We start from the raw sequence: 16,356 nt of genomic DNA, 5'->3' as shown, positions 1-16,356 counted from the left end.
GGGGCTCATCGAGGGATCATCATTGGGCCGCTACAATGTTGGGGCAAGCGGCTAATGGAAGTCATGGCTTCGGATCGGCAGCAGCTCTCCCTGCTCGTCCGGCGTCCCGAACGGACGCGATGACAGCGTCCGGACGCGTGGCGCCCAGTCACGATCGGTGGACGGATCGCGCGGATCCGGCCCGCCCCCATTTTTCGCGCCGTCGCCGCGACCGGGTGCTACGGTGAAATCCATCCGTCCGATCGATCTCAGCATGTCGTCATGATCAATGATGCGGTCGCAGATGATGTGGAGGACCTCGCCTTCCTTTTGCAACCGCCCGCGCATGGCGATCATCGACGCCGCCATCACCTGACGGCGATAGATTTCGAACCGGTCGGGCCACAATATGCCGTTGGCAATGCCGGTCTCGTCCTCGATGGTGACGAACAACACGCCCTTCGCCGACCCGGGGCGCTGACGCACCAGGATCACGCCGGCCACCTCGATGTTGCGCCCGTCGCGGATCGTGCCGAGATCACCGCAGCGCACGATGCCCATCCGATCGAGCTCGTCTCGAAGGAAGCTCACCGGATGTGCGCGCAAGGAGAGCTGGATCGCACGATAATCCTCGACCACCTCACGCCCCGCGGTCATCGGCCGCAGCGCCACCGCTGGCTCCAGCCCTTCCGGCGAGAATCCAGCCTCGCGGGCATCGGCCGCGGCGAACAGCGGAAGCGGCGCCTCGCCCAGCCCCTTGACCTTCCACAGCCCCTGTCGCCGGTTCTCCGCGATGCAGTGGAAGGCGTCGGCCTCGGCCAGCCGCTCGATCGCGGCGCGGGGCACGCCGGCGCGCCGCCAGACCTCCTCGACACTGTCGTAAGGCGCGGGACCGCGTGCACCGACGATCGCGGCGCCGTGGAGATTGGCGAGCCCGCGCACCATGCGGAACCCGAGCCGGACCGCCCGATAGCGGCCGCGGGCAGGCTCGAGCGTGCAGTCCCAATGGCTGTCGTTGATCGAGACCGGCCGGATCTCGACGCCATGCTTGCGCGCGTCGGCAACGATCTGCGCGGGCGCGTAGAACCCCATGGGCTGGGCATTGAGCAAGGCCGCGCAGAAGACATCGGGATGATGATGCTTCATCCAGCATGAAGCGTAAGCGATCTTGGCGAACGAGGCGGCATGGCTCTCGGGGAAGCCGTAGCTGCCGAACCCCTCGATCTGCTTGAAGGTGCGCTCGGCGAAATCCTTCGGATAACCCCGCGCGACCATGCCGCCCACCAGCTTGTCGTAGAAGTGACTGACCCCTCCGGTCAGCTTGAACGTCGCCATGGCGCGGCGCAGCTGGTCGGCTTCCTGCGGCGTGAACCCCGCCCCCACGATCGCGACCTTCATCGCCTGTTCCTGAAAGAGCGGTACACCCAATGTCTTCTCGAGCACCGCGCGCAGTTCGGGCTTGGGATATTCCGGCTTTTCCTTGCCCTCGCGGCGCCTGAGATAGGGATGGACCATGTCGCCCTGGATCGGTCCGGGCCTGACGATCGCGACCTCTATCACCAGGTCGTAGAATCTGTTGGGCTTGATGCGCGGCAGCATCGACATCTGCGCGCGGCTCTCGATCTGGAAGACGCCCAGCGTGTCGGCTTTCTGGATCATCGCATAGACGCCGGGATCGTCGTCCTGGAGATCCGCCATCGTGACCTTGATGCCCTTGTCCTGCTCGAGCAGGTTGAACGCGCGGTTCATGCAGCCGAGCATGCCCAGGCCCAATATGTCGACCTTCATGAATTTGAGCGCGTCGATATCGTCCTTGTCCCACTCGATGATCTGGCGATCCTCCATCCGCGCCGGCTCGATCGGCACGAGGTCGTCCAGCCGCTCCTGGGTGAGCACGAAGCCGCCGGGATGTTGCGAGAGATGGCGCGGCGTGCCGATCAGCTGGCGCGCGAGATCGAGGGTGAGCCTCAGCCGATAGTCTTGGGCATTGAGGTTGAGGCTCGCAATCCGCTCCTCAGGAATCCCGTCGACCGACCAGCCCCAGACCAGGCCGGTCAGCATCTTTGTGAGATCACGCGGTAATCCCAGCGCCTTGCCGACCTCGGCGACCGCGCCGCGCGTGCGATAGCGGGTGACGACCGCGGTCAGCGCGCTGCGCTCGCGGCCATAAGTGTCATAGATCCACTGGATGATCTCCTCGCGCCGCTCATGCTCGAAATCGACATCGATGTCGGGCGGCTCCCTGCGCTCGCCCGAGACGAAGCGCTCGAACAGCAGCTCATGCTGGATCGGGTCGATCGAGGTGATGCCGAGCAGATAGCAGACACAACTGTTTGCGGCCGACCCCCGGCCCTGGCAGAGAATGCCTCGCCTGCGGCTTTCCGCGACAATCGCGTTCACGGTCAGGAAGTAGGGCGCATAGCCGAGCTGATCGATGAGCCTCAGCTCATGGTCGATCTGCTCGCGATATCGCTTGGGCACGCCCTTTGGGAACATCCGCGCCGCCGCGTCCTCCGCGAGCGTCGCCAACGCCTCCTGCGCGGTGCGGCCCGCCATCACCTGCTCATAGGGATATTGATAGCGGATCTCGCCGAGATCGAACCGGCAGGCGTCGGCGATGTCGGCGCTGGCCTGAACCGCGTCGGGAAAGGCGGCGAAGCGCCGCTCCATCTCGGCCGGGGACTTGAGATCGCGATCCATGAAGCGCTCGCGCCTGAACCCGAGCGCATCGATGATGGTCTTCTCGCGGATCGCGCTCACGACATCCTGCAACTGCCGGCGCTCGTGCGTGTGATACAGGACATCCCCCGTCGCGACCGGCCGGATGCCCTGACTGCCTGCCATCGCAGCGAGCGCGTGGAGCCGCGCCGCATCGTCGGGCCGGCGTCGCATCGTCAGCGCCAGATAACCGCGGACGCCGAAGACCGCCCGCAGTTCGACAAGATGCGCGGCCGTGACCGCGTCCGCCATATCGGGCAGCAGGATCGCGACCAGACCCTCGGCGTGCGCCGCGACATCGGCCCAATCGAGCAGGCAGACGCCCTTGCCGCCCCGGGCCTTGCCGACAGAGAGCAACCGGGTCAGCCGGCTCCACGCCGCCCGGTCGGTCGGATAAAGGAGAAGCGCACGGCCATCGGTCAGGTCGACTCGGGCACCAGCGATCATGCGCACGCCGGTCGCCTTCTGGCCGTCCCATCCGCGCACCATGCCCGCGACGCTGCCATGATCGGCAAGTCCCAAAGCCTCATGTCCGAGCAGTGCCGCCGCCGCGAACAGTTCTTCCGGCGAGGAGGCACCGCGCAGGAACGAGAAATGGCTGGTCACCTGCAGCTCGACATAGGTCATCGGCCGGGCGCCCTCATCCGAAGAGGCCGTGCATGTACCAGCTGAGATTGCCGGTCATCGCCTCGACGCCGTCACCCCGGCGGAACACCCAGAAGCGGCCACCGCACTCGGCCTCGACCCGAAAATAGTCGCGCACCGCCCACATTTCGCGCTCAGTCCGCCACCATTCGCCATGGATGCGTTCGGGACCGTCGCCCGCGACCACCCGGTAAGATTGTCCGCGCCAGGCGAAGCGCCGCGGCGGATGGTCCGGCAGGAGCGCGACCACATTGGAGAGGGGTTCGGGGCGGCGCAGCAGTCGCGCGGGCCGCGACCAGCCGGGCCAGCCTTCAGGCGCCGCCAAAGGGACGACCCGCCGGACCGCGCGCTCGGGCACGTCGCTCTCGACCGAACTCAGGCGGAACAAGGCCTCCGGGCCGCAACGTCCGCCAAGCTGGTCGACGAGCGGCGCCATGTCGGGCGCCCGATCGGCGATCTCAAGGCGCACGGCGAGCGCGACCGGGGCCAGCGGCTCGACGTGCGGGCTCACGAGCGTCATCGCCTCGATCCCGAGCCCCGGATCGATCCGCTCGACCCGCATGCCGAACAAACGCTTCAGATGCCCGGGGTCGCGGGTTGCGCGCGCCGTCCCGATCGCGATGCGCTGCGTACCCCCGTCGACGATCGTGCAGTCGAGAACCGCGGCGCGAAGTCCCAGCCCCCGCGCCTGGAGCAGGCACACAAGGTCGTCGACCAGATCGGCGATGACCTGGACGATCGCCTCGGCGGTTCCGATCGGCTCGAGCAGCCGGCGCTGCGCACACGGTATCTCGAAAGGCACAACCGGGACGATCGGTTCGCCGACCAGTCCGCGCGCCTGATCGAGCCGCTCCACGGTCCTCAGCCCCAGACGGCGTGCGAGGGGTCCCCGCGCCACGGGATAGAGATCCGAGACGCGCTCCAGCCCGAACTGCGCAGCGGCAACGAGCGCCTCGGGCTCGAGACGCAATGCGGCAAGCGGCAGCTCGGCGATGGCCCGGGTCTCGGATCCGGGCGGCGCTATGGTGATGACCTGCCCGCCGAAGCGCGCGAGCGCATGCGCAGCACCCGGGGTTCCCGCAATCGCGACCGCCGCGGTAAAGCCAAGCCGTTTCGCAAACCCGAGCAGCCGGCGACAGAATCTCTCTTCGCCACCGAACAAATGGGTGGTCCCGGTCAGGTCGAGCCAAAGGCCATCGGCGCCGGCTACGCTTGCGGTCGGGGTCCAGTGCGAGACCGCATGCAGCGCCAGCCGATCGAGGAAAGCGCGGTCCCCGTCGGGCTTCGCGTCGCGCACCTCGAGATGGGAAACGAGCGCCCGGGCATGGGCGGCCGCCATGCCGGGTCGCAGGCCGAGTTCCAGCGCCACCGGGCAAGCGGCGGTGACCACGTCGCGTTGGCCGGTGCGCGCGACAAGGATCGTCGGCTGGCCCCAGAGGGTCTTCCAGCTCGGCACTGCCGGTCGCGACGCACCGCCTGCGGCGCCTTCGTCAGGCGGCATCGCCTTGAAAGGGTGCTCGGCGGACTCGCTGCGTCGCCCCATCTCGCGCATCGTAGGTCTTTGATGCGCCGGAAGTGCATCGATATGGGCGGTCGTCGGCGCTCCGACCGCGCCGGTACGCGCCCAGCTGGCGCCGGGTCGCCAGCCCCCGCCACGCGGGACGGAGCAGTCGCCCGGGTCGTCGTCGACCGGCATGGGAAAACGCGGGCCCGGTATGGGCAGCGGATCAGGCGGCGTGGCTGAGCGCTCTACCCGGCGCAATCGCTCGATCGGGAGCTGCGGCAGGAAGAGCGAGGCGACCCGTGGCATCACATGCTTCAACTTCGAGGGAGAAAGGATTGCCGCCACGCTGGCGGAGAAGTTCGACGGACCAGCGCGCACGTCCGACGCCGGGATGGGGCAAGGGCAGGGACGGCATGCAGCCGATCCGCCAGCGCGTCATCGCGGTCGATGGCATGTCGAGCGGACATCGACCGAGCGTGCGGTGTCGGCGATAGAGCAGCATCGGCGTTCCGCTGTCCGATGCCGCCAGTTGCAACCGGCGCGTGACGGTCAGATCGGCGGACTTCACTTCCGCGACCACACAGGCCAGCGTTCCGTGGCGCAGCCCGTCCTCGGCCAGCGCCAGCACATCGGCATCCTTGCGGCCCTGGGCATAGACGATGCGGTCGGGCGGCAGCCCCGCCTGTTCGAGCCCGGGCGCATAGAGGTCGAAACGCGACAATGCCCAGAGGACCGAGAAGCCCGGCCTCGCCGCGAACCGCGCCGCGATGCCCGTGACGAACAGCGTCGCGGCCGCGTCTTCGCTCAGTGCGGCGCCGGCTGCCGCGATCTCATGCAACCCGCCACCGTCGAGCCCGCCATCCGCCAGCCGCTCGTCGATCGCCGCCAGACCGAACGCCAATGCCGGCCCGCGCTCGCGCCGCGTGCCCGCGATCGCCTCGCGAAGCGCGGCAAGCTGGTCGGCATCGGGCCGGTCGGGAGTGGATGGGACAAGCATTGGGCAAGAGACTCATATGTTCCCTTTATGTTCCGCTTGCGCATCGCCTTCGTCAAGCGGGCTCGCCGGCAAATCGGTATGATCTCCCGCTTCTCGAAGAAGACGTAGCGTCGTTTCGTCCCTGATACCATCGAACCAGCGATCGATGGCCTGTCCAAGGATCGAAGGACCGCCCGCCGACTCGAACAGGATGAGCGAGGAGCGCAGTTTCTTCGCGTCGACCGGACCGAAGACCGCGACGGGATCGCTGGCCGCCAGCGCCTGCAGCGCCTGGACGCATTCCAGATAGCGCGATCCCAACAGCGGATGATCGAGATACGCACGCGCCTCGCCGATCGACCCGATCCCGAAATAACGGGCCGTCGCGCTGTGCCCGAGGCCACCCGGCTGCGGAAAGACGAACCACATCCAGTGGGAACGTTTGGCGCCGCGACGAATCTCCGCCAGCGCCGTCAAATAGACCGGGGCCTGCGCTTCGATGAAACGCTCGAGGTCGAATGGATCGCTCATTCCAAGTCCAGGGAGGCCTGGGCCGGCGGTCCGCCATAGACGCGCCTGACCGCAAGTGTACCGGCCGGCAGATAGCCGAGCACCTCCTTCGCGGGCACCGACGGATCGAGCCAGTCCGCCCACTGGTCACGCGCCAGCGGTATGATCTGGCGATGATGATAGGGGGAGATGTCTTCGCCAGCATCGAGCGTCAGCATCGTGAACGCCTCGCCCACGTCGGGATGGGCGCGCCAGATGCCGGCGATGCAGAACCAGCGATGGTCGTTCATCGTGAACAGCCATTTATCGAGGCGTTTCTGGGTCGGATCCTCGGGATCAGTGAATTCGTAGAAGCCGTCGGCCAGGATGAGGCAGCGCCTGGATGAGAATTCGCGGCCCTCGGCACGGAAATTATAGACCGGCGCACCTTTCGGGCTCGGCCAGCCCCAGCGGCGATTGACCAGTTCGCCGACCCCGCGCGCACCCTCCACGCTTTTCGCGATCGGCGCGATGTCGGTCATCTTGATGTCCTCGCGCGCCGGGACATTGGGGATGCCTTCGGGCATCATGATCTTGATCTGGAGGTCATCGAAATCCTCGGCGATCGAGGCGACGTCCACTTCAAGGCGATAGTCGTTGCACATGGCATCCCGTCCTTGCGGCCGATCTCTGTTCCCATTATGTTCTCAGCATGGACACGAGTCCCAAACCCTTCGACTCGAACGCGCCGCTCGGTGAACGCCGGGCGATCATCCGGCGCAATCCCGATGATGCGCAAGAGATAGAGATGATCGAGGCGGCCTGGGGTTCCAATCCCCGGTTCAGCGACGGGGTCAGTTTCCGGTTCACGCGTTCGGAAGGGCAGAGTTTTCCAAGGCAGCGCTGCCTGGTGCCGGCGTCGGAATTCCATATCCGCAATGGGGACCGGACCTTCCGGGTGACGCTGGACGGCGGCAATTTCTTCTATCTCGCGGCTCTCTGGGAGCCGGCGATGGGCGAATGGCCGGTCAGCTACAGGATCATCACGGTCGAAGCGAACCCGGAGGTCATGCGCTACCAGGAACGCCACGGCGCGATCATCCATCGCCGCCAGGTGATGCAATGGATCGATCTGAGCGTCCCCGAAGCAGAGCTGCTCGTGGCGCCGCCTCCCAACAGCTTCATTGTCGAGGAGATCGTACGTCAGCCGGCTTTGCTCTGAGTCCGGGCGATCCTCTGCCGGAACTTAGGGATCAGGCCTCGACCGTTGATCCCCCTGCCCCTCTCGCGCGTTGCGTGGACAAGATGATGACGACACAGACCCCCGCAGCCCTGGATTCCCCGATCACGGCCTCGTTCTTCGAGCGTGACGTGGAAATCGTCGCCCACGACCTGATCGGCGCCTCGGTGCTGGTCGATGGCGTCGGCGGGACGATCGTGGAAACCGAGGCCTATGCGCCGCATGACCCCGCTGCGCACACGTTCAAGGGGCCCACCGTTCGCAATGCTGCGATGTTCGGTCCTGCCGGCCGCGCCTATGTGTATCGAAGCTACGGTCTCCATTGGTGCCTCAACTTCGTGTGCGGTCGGGGCGCCGGCGTGCTCATCCGCGCGCTCGAGCCGCGATGGGGCATCGAGACGATGCGCCTGCGTCGCGGCGTCGATGATTTAAGACTGCTCTGTTCCGGCCCCGGGCGACTGTGCCAGGCACTCGGAGTCGACCTGGAATTCGGGCATCGTCCGCTCGACGAGCCGCCGTTCGCGCTGCACGCCCGGACCATCGAGACGACAGTCGCGGCGGGTCCACGCATCGGCATCAGCGTCGCGACCGACACGCCGTGGCGCTTCTGCATGAGCGGGTCGCATTTTCTCAGCAAGCCAATCCGGAGCGGGAGCAGCCAATGAACCCTGACAAGCGAAATGAAGAATCGCTCAAGGGACGCTTCGAGGATGAGACCATCACGATCGACAGCGTATTCGGTCCACTGAAAGTCGTCGTGACGGGTGAGGTGCTTCATCTCCTGTGGGGCGCGGATACCGGACCGCAGGATGGCAAGGGCCTGATCGATCTGCACATGGACCTGGTCACGCAGATCGCCACGATCAAATTCGAGAACGACGAAGGCGAGGACGACCATGTTGTCCGGATCACCGAGATGGACATGGATTGATCGCCAACCCGGAAATACAGGCAGGAAGAAGAAAAAGGCGTGGCCAGATCGACCGAGCACTGAACGCTCGGACAGTGACACGCAGGATCGCGCAGCGTCCAAAAGCGAACGCGCTTGCGCTGGTGCAACCTGCGGCCCGTGCCTCGCGTTTGCGATTCATGCAGCTCGATTCGATCCCGCTCGATACCGCTTGGCTCAAGGCAAACCCTCTCCCGGAACACCACGACAATATCGACAAGAATGAACGTGGGCGCGTGCTTGTGGTCGGGGGTTGCCGCAGGGTGCCGGGAGGCACGCGCCTGATCGCGGAGGCCGCGTTCCGGGCGGGAGCAGGAAAAGTCACCATCGCCACGATCGACTCCGCCGCCTTGCCGCTCGGCATCGCCCTTCCCGCCTGCGCCGTCGTCGCGCTGCCTGAAACCATCAAGGGCGAAATCGCACCGGAGGCTGCTGATCTCATCCTGGCCGAACTGCCCCTGCACGACGCGGTCGTGTTCGGGCCGGCAATGATCGATGCGGAGAGCGTCGCGTCATTGCTGGACGTTCTTCTCGGCAAGCTTCCGCCGGACATGTTCTTGCTGCTCGACGCCGGTGCGCTGCGAGCCACCTCCCGGCATGTCTCGGCGATCCGGAAACGCGGAGCGCATACGGTCCTGACCCCCCATGAGGGAGAACTCGCCGCGATGCTTGATCGGCGCGCGGAAGACGTCTCCGCCGATCCTCTTTCGGCACTCGAGGAGGCCGCCGGCCGCTTCGGCGCAGCGATCATGGTCAAGGGCTCGACCAGCCATCTGATGGCGCACGGAAAGCGGCTAACCTACGCGGGCGGCGGCCTCGGGCTGGCGATCAGTGGATCCGGCGATGTGCTCGGCGGGCTCATTGCCGGATTGGGTGCACGAGGCCTCCCAACTCTTGAGGCGACCGCCTGGGGTATCTGGCTGCACGGCGAGGCCGGACGTCGGCTGGCCGAAACGGTCGGACCACTCGGCTATCTCGCGAGCGAGCTTGCCCCCCTCGTCCCCGGGCTGATGCGCGGCGTCCGATAAGCTTTGTGAATTTTGTCGCAGGACACGCGCATAGCCTCCGGATCGACCAAGGGGCGCCTGGATCGCAAGAAAGCGGCTTTGTGGGCGCTCATGGATAGGGCGAGGATTTCAGCAGTCCCGCGAGATGGGCCGCGTTGCTCGCGACCATCTTCGCGGTCTCCAGAACCTTTTTCGGCGTTTTCTCGAGATCCTTGAAATCGGTCGATCCCATCGCTTCACCCACCCAATAGCAGGCGGCGACCGCCGGGATCGTCCAGCCGACATCATTCAGCGCCTGGAACAGCTGGGCCGACGAGGCATGTGCCCCGTCCTCATTGCCGACGATCGCGGCGACGGCGACCTTGCCATAGCTCGGCATGCGGCCCTGATCGTCGGTTTCGCCGAGGAAAGCGTCCATGCGTTCGAGCACGCGCTTGGCGATGCTCGATATCTGTCCCATCCAGATCGGCCCGCCGAAGATCAGGATGTCGTGCGCCAGGATCTTCTCGCGGAGCGCGGGCCATTCGTCGCCCCCGCCCTCGTCGGAAGTGACGCCGGGCTTTATGTCGAGCGCGGCAACGCGCACCGTCTCGCTCAGCGACACCTCTTCGGCGGCGAACGCCTTCTCCAGGACCGCGATCATCGCATCGGTCGAGCTCGTCTCGCCGGCATCCGCCTTGAGCGTGCAGTTGAGAGCCAGGGCCTTGAGCGCCATCGACATGTCTCCTTCGGGTTTCGGCCGCCGCACGGGCGCGATCGTCCGTCCATGCGTCGGAGAACTCTTGGGGCCTCCAAAGAGTTCTTCACCCGGAAGGAGAAACCCAGATGACCGAAACCGCCCGGATGATCCATCAAGATGCCCTGCCCGGTCATGAAAGCCGGCTGGAGCCCAAGCCCGACTGGCGGCCGCGCTACAAGGGTTCGGACCGGCTCGCCGGCAAGGTCGCGATCATCACCGGCGCCGATAGCGGCATCGGCAGGGCGGTCGCCGCGCTCTATGCGCGCGAAGGCGCCGATATCGCGATCGTCTATCTGCTGGAGGACGACGATGCCGAGACGACCAGACGCATCGTCGAGGCCGAGGGCCGGAACGCGATCACCATTCGCGGCGATATCGGCGAACGCGATTTCGCCGACGAGATCGTGAGCCGGACGATAAAGGCGTTCGGCCGGATCGACATCGTCGTCAACAATGCCGGCGAACAACATCCCGACGAGGAGATCACCGATATCACCGAAGCGCAGTTGCGCCGGACCTTCCAGACCAACATCTTCGGTATGTTCTTCCTGGTCCAGGCGGCACGGCCGCACCTGAAATCCGGCGCCGCGATCATCAATTGCACCAGCGTCACGATGTATCAGGGCAGCAAGGAACTGCTCGACTACAGCTCGACCAAGGGCGCCATAACGGCGTTCACGCGCTCGCTCTCCGAAAATCTGATCGGGGACGGCATTCGCGTGAACGCGGTCGCGCCGGGCCCGATCTGGACGCCGCTCAACCCCTGCGGCGGCGCAAGCCCGGAGAAGCTCGAACATTTTGGCGAGCAGACGCCGATGGGGCGGCCCGGCCAGCCGAACGAGGTGGCGCCCGCCTTCCTGTTCCTCGCCTGCGAGGATTCGAGCTATATGTCCGGGCAGGTGCTCCATCCCAATGGCGGGACGATCGTCAACGGTTGAAGCGGTACCAAGGCCTGGAGCCAGATCTCCGACACCGCCATCCACGCGACGACGGAAGCGACATCGCAGCATGAAGATCGCGACCTATAATGTGAACGGGGTGAATGGCCGCCTGCCGGTGCTGCTGCGCTGGCTCGAACTGGCGCAACCCGACATTGTCTGCCTTCAGGAATTGAAGGCCCCCGACGAGCGCTTCCCCGAAGGGCCGATCCGCGATCTCGGCTATGATGCGGCCTGGCACGGCCAGAAGGCGTGGAACGGCGTCGCGATCCTCAGCCGGATCGGCGAAATCCACGAAACCCGGCGCGGGCTGCCCGGCGACCCTGGCGACGGCCAAAGCCGTTATATCGAGGCGGCCGTCGGCGGTATGCTCATAGGCTGTCTTTATCTGCCGAACGGCAACCCCCGGCCCGGACCGAAATTCGATTACAAGCTCAGCTGGTTCGCCCGGCTTCACGCACATATGGCGACGCTGGTCGGGCTCGACGCCCCGGTCGTTATCGCAGGCGACTACAACGTCATGCCGACCGATCGCGACGTCTACGCCCCCGAGCACTGGCTGGACGACGCCCTCTTCGCGCCCGAGGTCCGCGCGGCCTATGCCCGGCTTCTCGACCAGGGATGGACCGATGCGCTCCGCCATCTCCATCCGGATGCGACGATCTACACATTCTGGAAATATCTGCGCCGCGCCTTCGAACGCGATGCGGGCCTGCGCATTGATCATGCCCTGCTCAATCCGGCGGCCGCCAAACGGCTGGCCGCCGCCGAAGTCGATCGGGAGCCCAGGCGCTGGGAGAAGACCAGCGACCACGCGCCTGTCTGGATCGAGTTGTCGGACAATCCCTTGTCAGGTCGCAGAAGGAGAAAACGTCCGTGAAGATCGATCGATTGACCCTCGGCAATAATGATTGGGTACCCAATAACCCCCGTTTGCGGGTCATCATCTACCGCCAAGCGGTCGATGGCTCCAGCGAACGGTCCGCGGAGCTGTTCGAGGAGATATTCGAACGTCATGGCTGGCGCCCGGACTGGCGCGACGGGATTTTCGATTATCACCATTATCACTCGACCGCACATGAAGCGCTGGGCGTGTTCGCCGGCAGCGCGACGCTAGAACTTGGCGGCCCGAAAGGACACATCGTGGAAGTCGAGGCGGGAGACGCGCTGTTCCTTCCGACCGGGACCGGTCATCGCAGCATGGTTTCGGATCCGGATTTTCAGGTTGTCGGCGCCTATCCGCGCGGTCAGTCATGGGACATTGCCGCACGGCGCCGGACCGGGACGCCCGCAAGCGGATGGAGTCGCTTCCCGATCCCGACCATGACCCGTTGACCGGGAGCGCCGTGATCGGCGAGCGCGGCTAAAGGCCGATCCAACTAGTGTTCATCGTCTTTCTCCGCCCGCGCTGACCGTAAGACGCGGCTGCACGACGCTATGTTCTGGCCGGGCTGATCCAGCCCGCCGCTCAAATCGTCCTGATCCATGTTAAACAGCGAGATTATCAGAATTTTCTCCGGAACTTCGGCCCTTGCAGGACTCTTTTCCCAGCATCTGCAAGAGGAGAAAGAGATGAGCGACAATCGCAACGACTCCATCATCGGACGCGATGAGCGCGATCGCGAGGCCGAGTTCGGCAATGCCGAGGACACCAACCGTCAGGACACGCAGGACACCCGGGAGGATCTTGGCGGCGATGCCGAGTTCGAGGACGCCGCCCAGGCTGAAGGAGAGAGCGACGCCTCCGATATCGAAGATGAAGGCGAAGATGCGTTCGGCAACGAGCGCGATGAAGACCAGAAGGCGGATCGCGACAACGCCTTCGGCGCCAGGGGCGACTAACCTGGCACGGCGCGCAGGGCCGGGGCGTTCCTTGTCAGTGCGGACCTTATCAGTCCTGGAACGTCCCGCGCCTCGATCGATGATGACATGGAACAGGGAAGAGCAGTGACGTCCGATCCCCCGCTTTCGTCCGCCTCGACTCCCTTGCCGCCAGCGGCGTTCAGTTCGCCCGCCATCCTGCTGTCGGGCGCGATGGACTATGCGATGTACACGCGCTTTCGTGATCGGCTTTCAACGGCGCCGAACGAAGGCGTGGTGGTGGTCGAACTCTCCACGCTCGGTGGAGACCCTGAGGTCGCGCGCATGATGGGCGAGGACGTCCGCTTCCATAGCGATCTCGAACCCGCGCGCCGCTTCGTCTTCCTCGGCAAGGCGGCGATCTATTCCGCCGGTTCCACCTTCATGGGCTTTTTCGCGCGCGAGAACCGGTATCTGACGCGTGGGACACGGCTGATGATCCACGAGCGCAGGCTGTGCAAGACACTGTCGCTCGACGGGCCACTCACCAGTTGCCTCGCGCCGGCGCGCGCGCTGCTCGCCGAGATCGAAAGCTCGATCGCAATCCAGCGCGAAGGCTTTGAGAATCTCGTGCGAGGCTCGAGCATCACGCTTGACGAGGCGGCCGGCCGCGCGGCGTCAGACTGGTATCTGGAAGCCGAGGAAGCCCGCGCGCTCGGCCTCGTGGAGGCGGTGATCTAGCAGGCGTCGGAACGATGGTGGCAACGGGGGCGTTGAATCAGCACATTGCGGAGAGGTGACGATGCCGCGCTTCTTTCTTCACATCTATAACGGCCATGGACCGGTGCACGACGAGGAAGGGTCCGATGCGGAGGACCAGGCGGCTGCACGCGTCATCGCACTCGACAGCATCCGGTCGATCGTGGCGGCGGAGGCGCGCGAAGGCCTGATCGACCTGACCGGGCGCATCGCGATAGAGGATCAGGCCGGCAACCCGCTGACCGACGTCTGCTTTCCCGAAGCGTTCGAGCTGCGCATGCCGGCGACGTGCTGATCATGGTCGAGGCGCTCCTTCGTGCCCTGCGCGCGCGCGATGTGATTGGAGATGACGAGGCCGCGATCATTGCCGGGCTGGTTGCCGAATTCGCGGAGGTGCCAGCGAAACGGACGGTGCTGAAACGCGGCGTGCCCCTGTCGCATTCCATGCTGCTGATTGACGGGATGATGTGCCGCTACAAGGATATGCGCGACGGCAGCCGGCAGATCTCCGCCATTCATGTGCCCGGCGATTTCCTCGACCTGCACGGCTTCACGCTGAAGCATCTGGACCATGACGTGATGGCCTTGACCGCCGCCAAAGTAGCCCATGTCCCGCACGAGCGGTTGACCCGGATGACGGAGGAATATCCCCACCTGACCCGGCTCTTCTGGTTCCTGACCAATCTCGACGCGGCGATGCACCGGGAATGGGAGGTTTCGCTGGGCCAGCGTTCCGGCGTGGCGCGGACCGCCCATCTGTTCTGCGAACTCCATACACGGCTTGCGCTCGTCGGGAGGGCCGCGCCCGACGGCTTCGAATTTCCGATCAACCAGACCGAGCTCGGCGAATGTCTCGGCATGACGTCAGTCCACACCAACCGCGTGCTGCGCGACCTGCGTGAACGTGGTTTGCTGGATTTCCGTAAAGGCGTAGCCAAGCTGCCCGATCCGGAGGGGCTGAAGCGCGTTGCTGAATTCGATCCCGCCTACCTCTATCTCGACAGCCGCCCGCGCTAGGCTTGCGGTCGGTAGCAAGATCTCATCGTCGCTTGCTCGCTGGATCATGCCGTTCAAGAGATGATCGCGACCAGCATCGCGTCACGTCGCCGCCCCACCCTGACGACCGACGACATCACGCTTCAGGACCTTGACCGTTGCCCGTGCGTTGGAGCCCGCAGGAGGATAGCCATGACCAGCAAGATTCCAAATGAGGAGCTTATCGTCGGGCGTGATGGCGTGGAGGTCGATCCACCGGCGAAACCTGAAAAATCCGGTACGGGCGGTCATCCCCTGCCGGCCGACGGCAAGGCCCGGCGCGGATCGATCCCGGAGAGCCTGGAGAAGAAAAAGGGCTACGGCGCCAACTGAAGGGGCATCGCCATGCGACGCGTCTGGCGCAGCAACGGACTGACGATCGTGCTGCTGGCGATGTTCGCCATCAGCTTTATCGGCCACTGGCTTGCGGGCTGGCATTTCGAGAATGAGGAACTCGCCCGTCAGGGCGTAGCCGCCATCTCACTGGGCCGATATACGACCGACCCCCAATTCCTCTCGAGCGTGTTCGAGAACTGGGAAAGCGAATTCCTGCAGATGTCCGCTTATGTCGTGCTGACCGCGTTCCTGTTCCAGAAGGGATCTTCGGAATCCAAGGATCCCGACGATCCGCCGCGCGACGCCGATCTCGCCGAGCAGTCACGTAAACCCGGTGCGCCTGCGATCCTCAAGGCGGGCGCGGCGATGCGCTGGCTCTATGCGCATTCGCTCGGCACGGCGTTGCTGCTCCTCTTCCTTGTCTCTTTCGCGCTGCACTGGACCTTCAGCGCGCGCGAAGCGGCGGCGGAAGCACTACGCAACGGAGAGACACCGCTGTCGACAATCGAATATCTCGGCAGCGCGCAGCTCTGGTTCGAATCCTTCCAGAACTGGCAGAGCGAATTCCTGTCGACCGCCGTGCTCGTCGTGCTCAGCATCTTCCTGCGGCAGCGCGAGTCACCCGAATCGAAGCCCGTTGCCGCGCCGCACAGCAAAACCGGTGGCGGTTGACCGGGCCCGCAGTCGCACGATCAGTCGCGCAACTCGTCAGGCACGACCCCGCCATTCTCGGCGAGCTTGCGCATCACCGCCTTGTGCAGCGCGATATTCTGTTCGGCGCTGCCGTTCGGTCCGTCGTGAACGCCAAGCTCGTCGGCGAGGCTCTCACGCGCCGAAAGGCTGGAATCCAGGTCGAGCAGCTTGAGCAGGTCGACGATCGAAGTCCGCCAGTTCCCACCCGGCCTCAGGGTCGCCATTTCGGTGAGGACCGCATCGACATCGACCTGCGGCGCCACCGGGGCGGCGGCGGGTTGGGATGGTACGGGAGCGGGTGTGGCTGGAGTGGACGGCGCCTGCGGAACCGGCGTCGCCGGCGCGGTCGATGTGCCGGTCGTGGGCTTATGCCCGAAGATCTTGTTCATGATCGAACCGAAAATGCTCATGGCCGGGCCTTTCAACGCTCAGTTTATGCCGTCGGTCAAACGCAGTCCGTCCTTCAAAGGTTCACGCGAGATGCCTGCGCAGATCCGTCGAAACATATGGGTGGCGTCGGAACATCGGGGATCGGGCGGCCGTTGAGTC

20 protein-coding genes are annotated in these 16,356 nt (G+C 65.2%); 13 read left to right on the top strand and 7 right to left on the bottom strand.

Going from position 1 to position 16,356, the window contains the following annotated elements:
- Positions 1-51: 51 nt before the first annotated feature.
- The 5 genes from ACODTA_RS19160 to ACODTA_RS19140 all read right to left on the bottom strand — a co-directional run bounded on the left by ACODTA_RS19160 (position 52) and on the right by ACODTA_RS19140 (position 6,976).
- Positions 52-3,324: an error-prone DNA polymerase gene (locus ACODTA_RS19160; RefSeq protein ID WP_489067581.1), complete on the bottom strand. Its 3,273-nt coding sequence runs from the start codon at positions 3,322-3,324 to the stop codon at positions 52-54.
- 13 nt (positions 3,325-3,337) lie between these two features.
- Complete coding sequence (locus ACODTA_RS19155) at positions 3,338-4,894, bottom strand: DUF6504 family protein (protein ID WP_489067580.1); 1,557 nt, start codon at positions 4,892-4,894, stop codon at positions 3,338-3,340.
- A 175-nt stretch (positions 4,895-5,069) separates the two neighbouring features.
- Positions 5,070-5,843, bottom strand: a complete 774-nt coding sequence (locus ACODTA_RS19150; RefSeq protein ID WP_489067579.1) for an ImuA family protein — start codon at positions 5,841-5,843, stop codon at positions 5,070-5,072.
- Between the two features lie 12 nt (positions 5,844-5,855).
- A complete protein-coding gene (locus ACODTA_RS19145; protein ID WP_489067578.1) occupies positions 5,856-6,353 on the bottom strand; it encodes a DUF1810 domain-containing protein in 498 nt (165 codons plus the stop codon).
- Complete coding sequence (locus tag ACODTA_RS19140; protein ID WP_489067577.1) at positions 6,350-6,976, bottom strand: SOS response-associated peptidase; 627 nt, start codon at positions 6,974-6,976, stop codon at positions 6,350-6,352. The genes ACODTA_RS19145 and ACODTA_RS19140 overlap by 4 nt, the downstream gene beginning before the upstream one ends.
- Positions 6,977-7,023: 47 nt before the next feature.
- On the opposite strand from ACODTA_RS19140, the gene ACODTA_RS19135 reads away from it, so the two are divergent.
- The 4 genes from ACODTA_RS19135 to ACODTA_RS19120 all read left to right on the top strand — a co-directional run bounded on the left by ACODTA_RS19135 (position 7,024) and on the right by ACODTA_RS19120 (position 9,528).
- Positions 7,024-7,533 (top strand): SOS response-associated peptidase family protein, encoded by a 510-nt coding sequence (locus tag ACODTA_RS19135; protein WP_489067576.1) that lies wholly within the window; start codon positions 7,024-7,026, stop codon positions 7,531-7,533.
- A gap of 83 nt (positions 7,534-7,616) precedes the next feature.
- Positions 7,617-8,216 carry a DNA-3-methyladenine glycosylase gene (locus ACODTA_RS19130; protein ID WP_489067702.1) on the top strand — a complete coding sequence of 200 codons (600 nt, stop codon included), beginning with the start codon at positions 7,617-7,619 and terminating at the stop codon, positions 8,214-8,216.
- A complete protein-coding gene (locus ACODTA_RS19125) occupies positions 8,213-8,482 on the top strand; it encodes a hypothetical protein (protein ID WP_489067575.1) in 270 nt (89 codons plus the stop codon). Before ACODTA_RS19130 ends, ACODTA_RS19125 begins: the two co-directional genes overlap by 4 nt.
- Positions 8,479-9,528: an NAD(P)H-hydrate dehydratase gene (locus ACODTA_RS19120; RefSeq protein WP_489067574.1), complete on the top strand. Its 1,050-nt coding sequence runs from the start codon at positions 8,479-8,481 to the stop codon at positions 9,526-9,528. The genes ACODTA_RS19125 and ACODTA_RS19120 overlap by 4 nt, the downstream gene beginning before the upstream one ends.
- Positions 9,529-9,616: 88 nt before the next feature.
- On the opposite strand, the gene ACODTA_RS19115 is transcribed toward ACODTA_RS19120, so the two are convergent.
- The gene (locus ACODTA_RS19115) at positions 9,617-10,222 is read right to left on the bottom strand and encodes a flavodoxin family protein (RefSeq protein ID WP_489067573.1); all 606 of its coding nucleotides are present in this window, start codon (positions 10,220-10,222) and stop codon (positions 9,617-9,619) included.
- A 110-nt stretch (positions 10,223-10,332) separates the two neighbouring features.
- On the opposite strand from ACODTA_RS19115, the gene ACODTA_RS19110 reads away from it, so the two are divergent.
- From ACODTA_RS19110 to ACODTA_RS19070, 9 genes are all read left to right on the top strand, one after another.
- Positions 10,333-11,184: an SDR family oxidoreductase gene (locus ACODTA_RS19110; RefSeq protein ID WP_489067572.1), complete on the top strand. Its 852-nt coding sequence runs from the start codon at positions 10,333-10,335 to the stop codon at positions 11,182-11,184.
- A gap of 70 nt (positions 11,185-11,254) precedes the next feature.
- The gene (gene xth / locus ACODTA_RS19105; protein WP_489067571.1) at positions 11,255-12,064 is read left to right on the top strand and encodes an exodeoxyribonuclease III; all 810 of its coding nucleotides are present in this window, start codon (positions 11,255-11,257) and stop codon (positions 12,062-12,064) included.
- Positions 12,061-12,519: a cupin gene (locus ACODTA_RS19100; protein ID WP_489067570.1), complete on the top strand. Its 459-nt coding sequence runs from the start codon at positions 12,061-12,063 to the stop codon at positions 12,517-12,519. The genes xth and ACODTA_RS19100 overlap by 4 nt, the downstream gene beginning before the upstream one ends.
- A gap of 237 nt (positions 12,520-12,756) precedes the next feature.
- Entirely contained in the window at positions 12,757-13,026 is a 270-nt protein-coding gene (locus ACODTA_RS19095) for a hypothetical protein (protein ID WP_489067569.1), read from the top strand.
- Positions 13,027-13,218: 192 nt separating this feature from the next.
- Positions 13,219-13,725, top strand: coding sequence for a peptidase S14 (locus tag ACODTA_RS19090; RefSeq protein ID WP_489067700.1), 507 nt, complete (start codon positions 13,219-13,221; stop codon positions 13,723-13,725).
- Positions 13,726-13,786: 61 nt separating this feature from the next.
- Positions 13,787-14,038, top strand: coding sequence for a DUF6894 family protein (locus ACODTA_RS19085; RefSeq protein WP_489067568.1), 252 nt, complete (start codon positions 13,787-13,789; stop codon positions 14,036-14,038).
- A gap of 2 nt (positions 14,039-14,040) precedes the next feature.
- The gene (locus ACODTA_RS19080) at positions 14,041-14,760 is read left to right on the top strand and encodes a Crp/Fnr family transcriptional regulator (protein WP_489067567.1); all 720 of its coding nucleotides are present in this window, start codon (positions 14,041-14,043) and stop codon (positions 14,758-14,760) included.
- A 171-nt stretch (positions 14,761-14,931) separates the two neighbouring features.
- The gene (locus ACODTA_RS19075; protein WP_489067566.1) at positions 14,932-15,111 is read left to right on the top strand and encodes a hypothetical protein; all 180 of its coding nucleotides are present in this window, start codon (positions 14,932-14,934) and stop codon (positions 15,109-15,111) included.
- A 12-nt stretch (positions 15,112-15,123) separates the two neighbouring features.
- Positions 15,124-15,786 (top strand): DUF6766 family protein, encoded by a 663-nt coding sequence (locus ACODTA_RS19070; RefSeq protein ID WP_489067565.1) that lies wholly within the window; start codon positions 15,124-15,126, stop codon positions 15,784-15,786.
- A 20-nt stretch (positions 15,787-15,806) separates the two neighbouring features.
- Here the strand turns inward: ACODTA_RS19070 and ACODTA_RS19065 are convergent, their stop codons facing one another.
- Positions 15,807-16,217, bottom strand: a complete 411-nt coding sequence (locus ACODTA_RS19065; protein ID WP_489067564.1) for a DUF3597 domain-containing protein — start codon at positions 16,215-16,217, stop codon at positions 15,807-15,809.
- Positions 16,218-16,356 lie beyond the last annotated feature (139 nt).

This window comes from Sphingomonas sp. FG14 (assembly GCF_057809675.1).
This window is presented reverse-complemented; position numbering and strand designations above follow the sequence as displayed.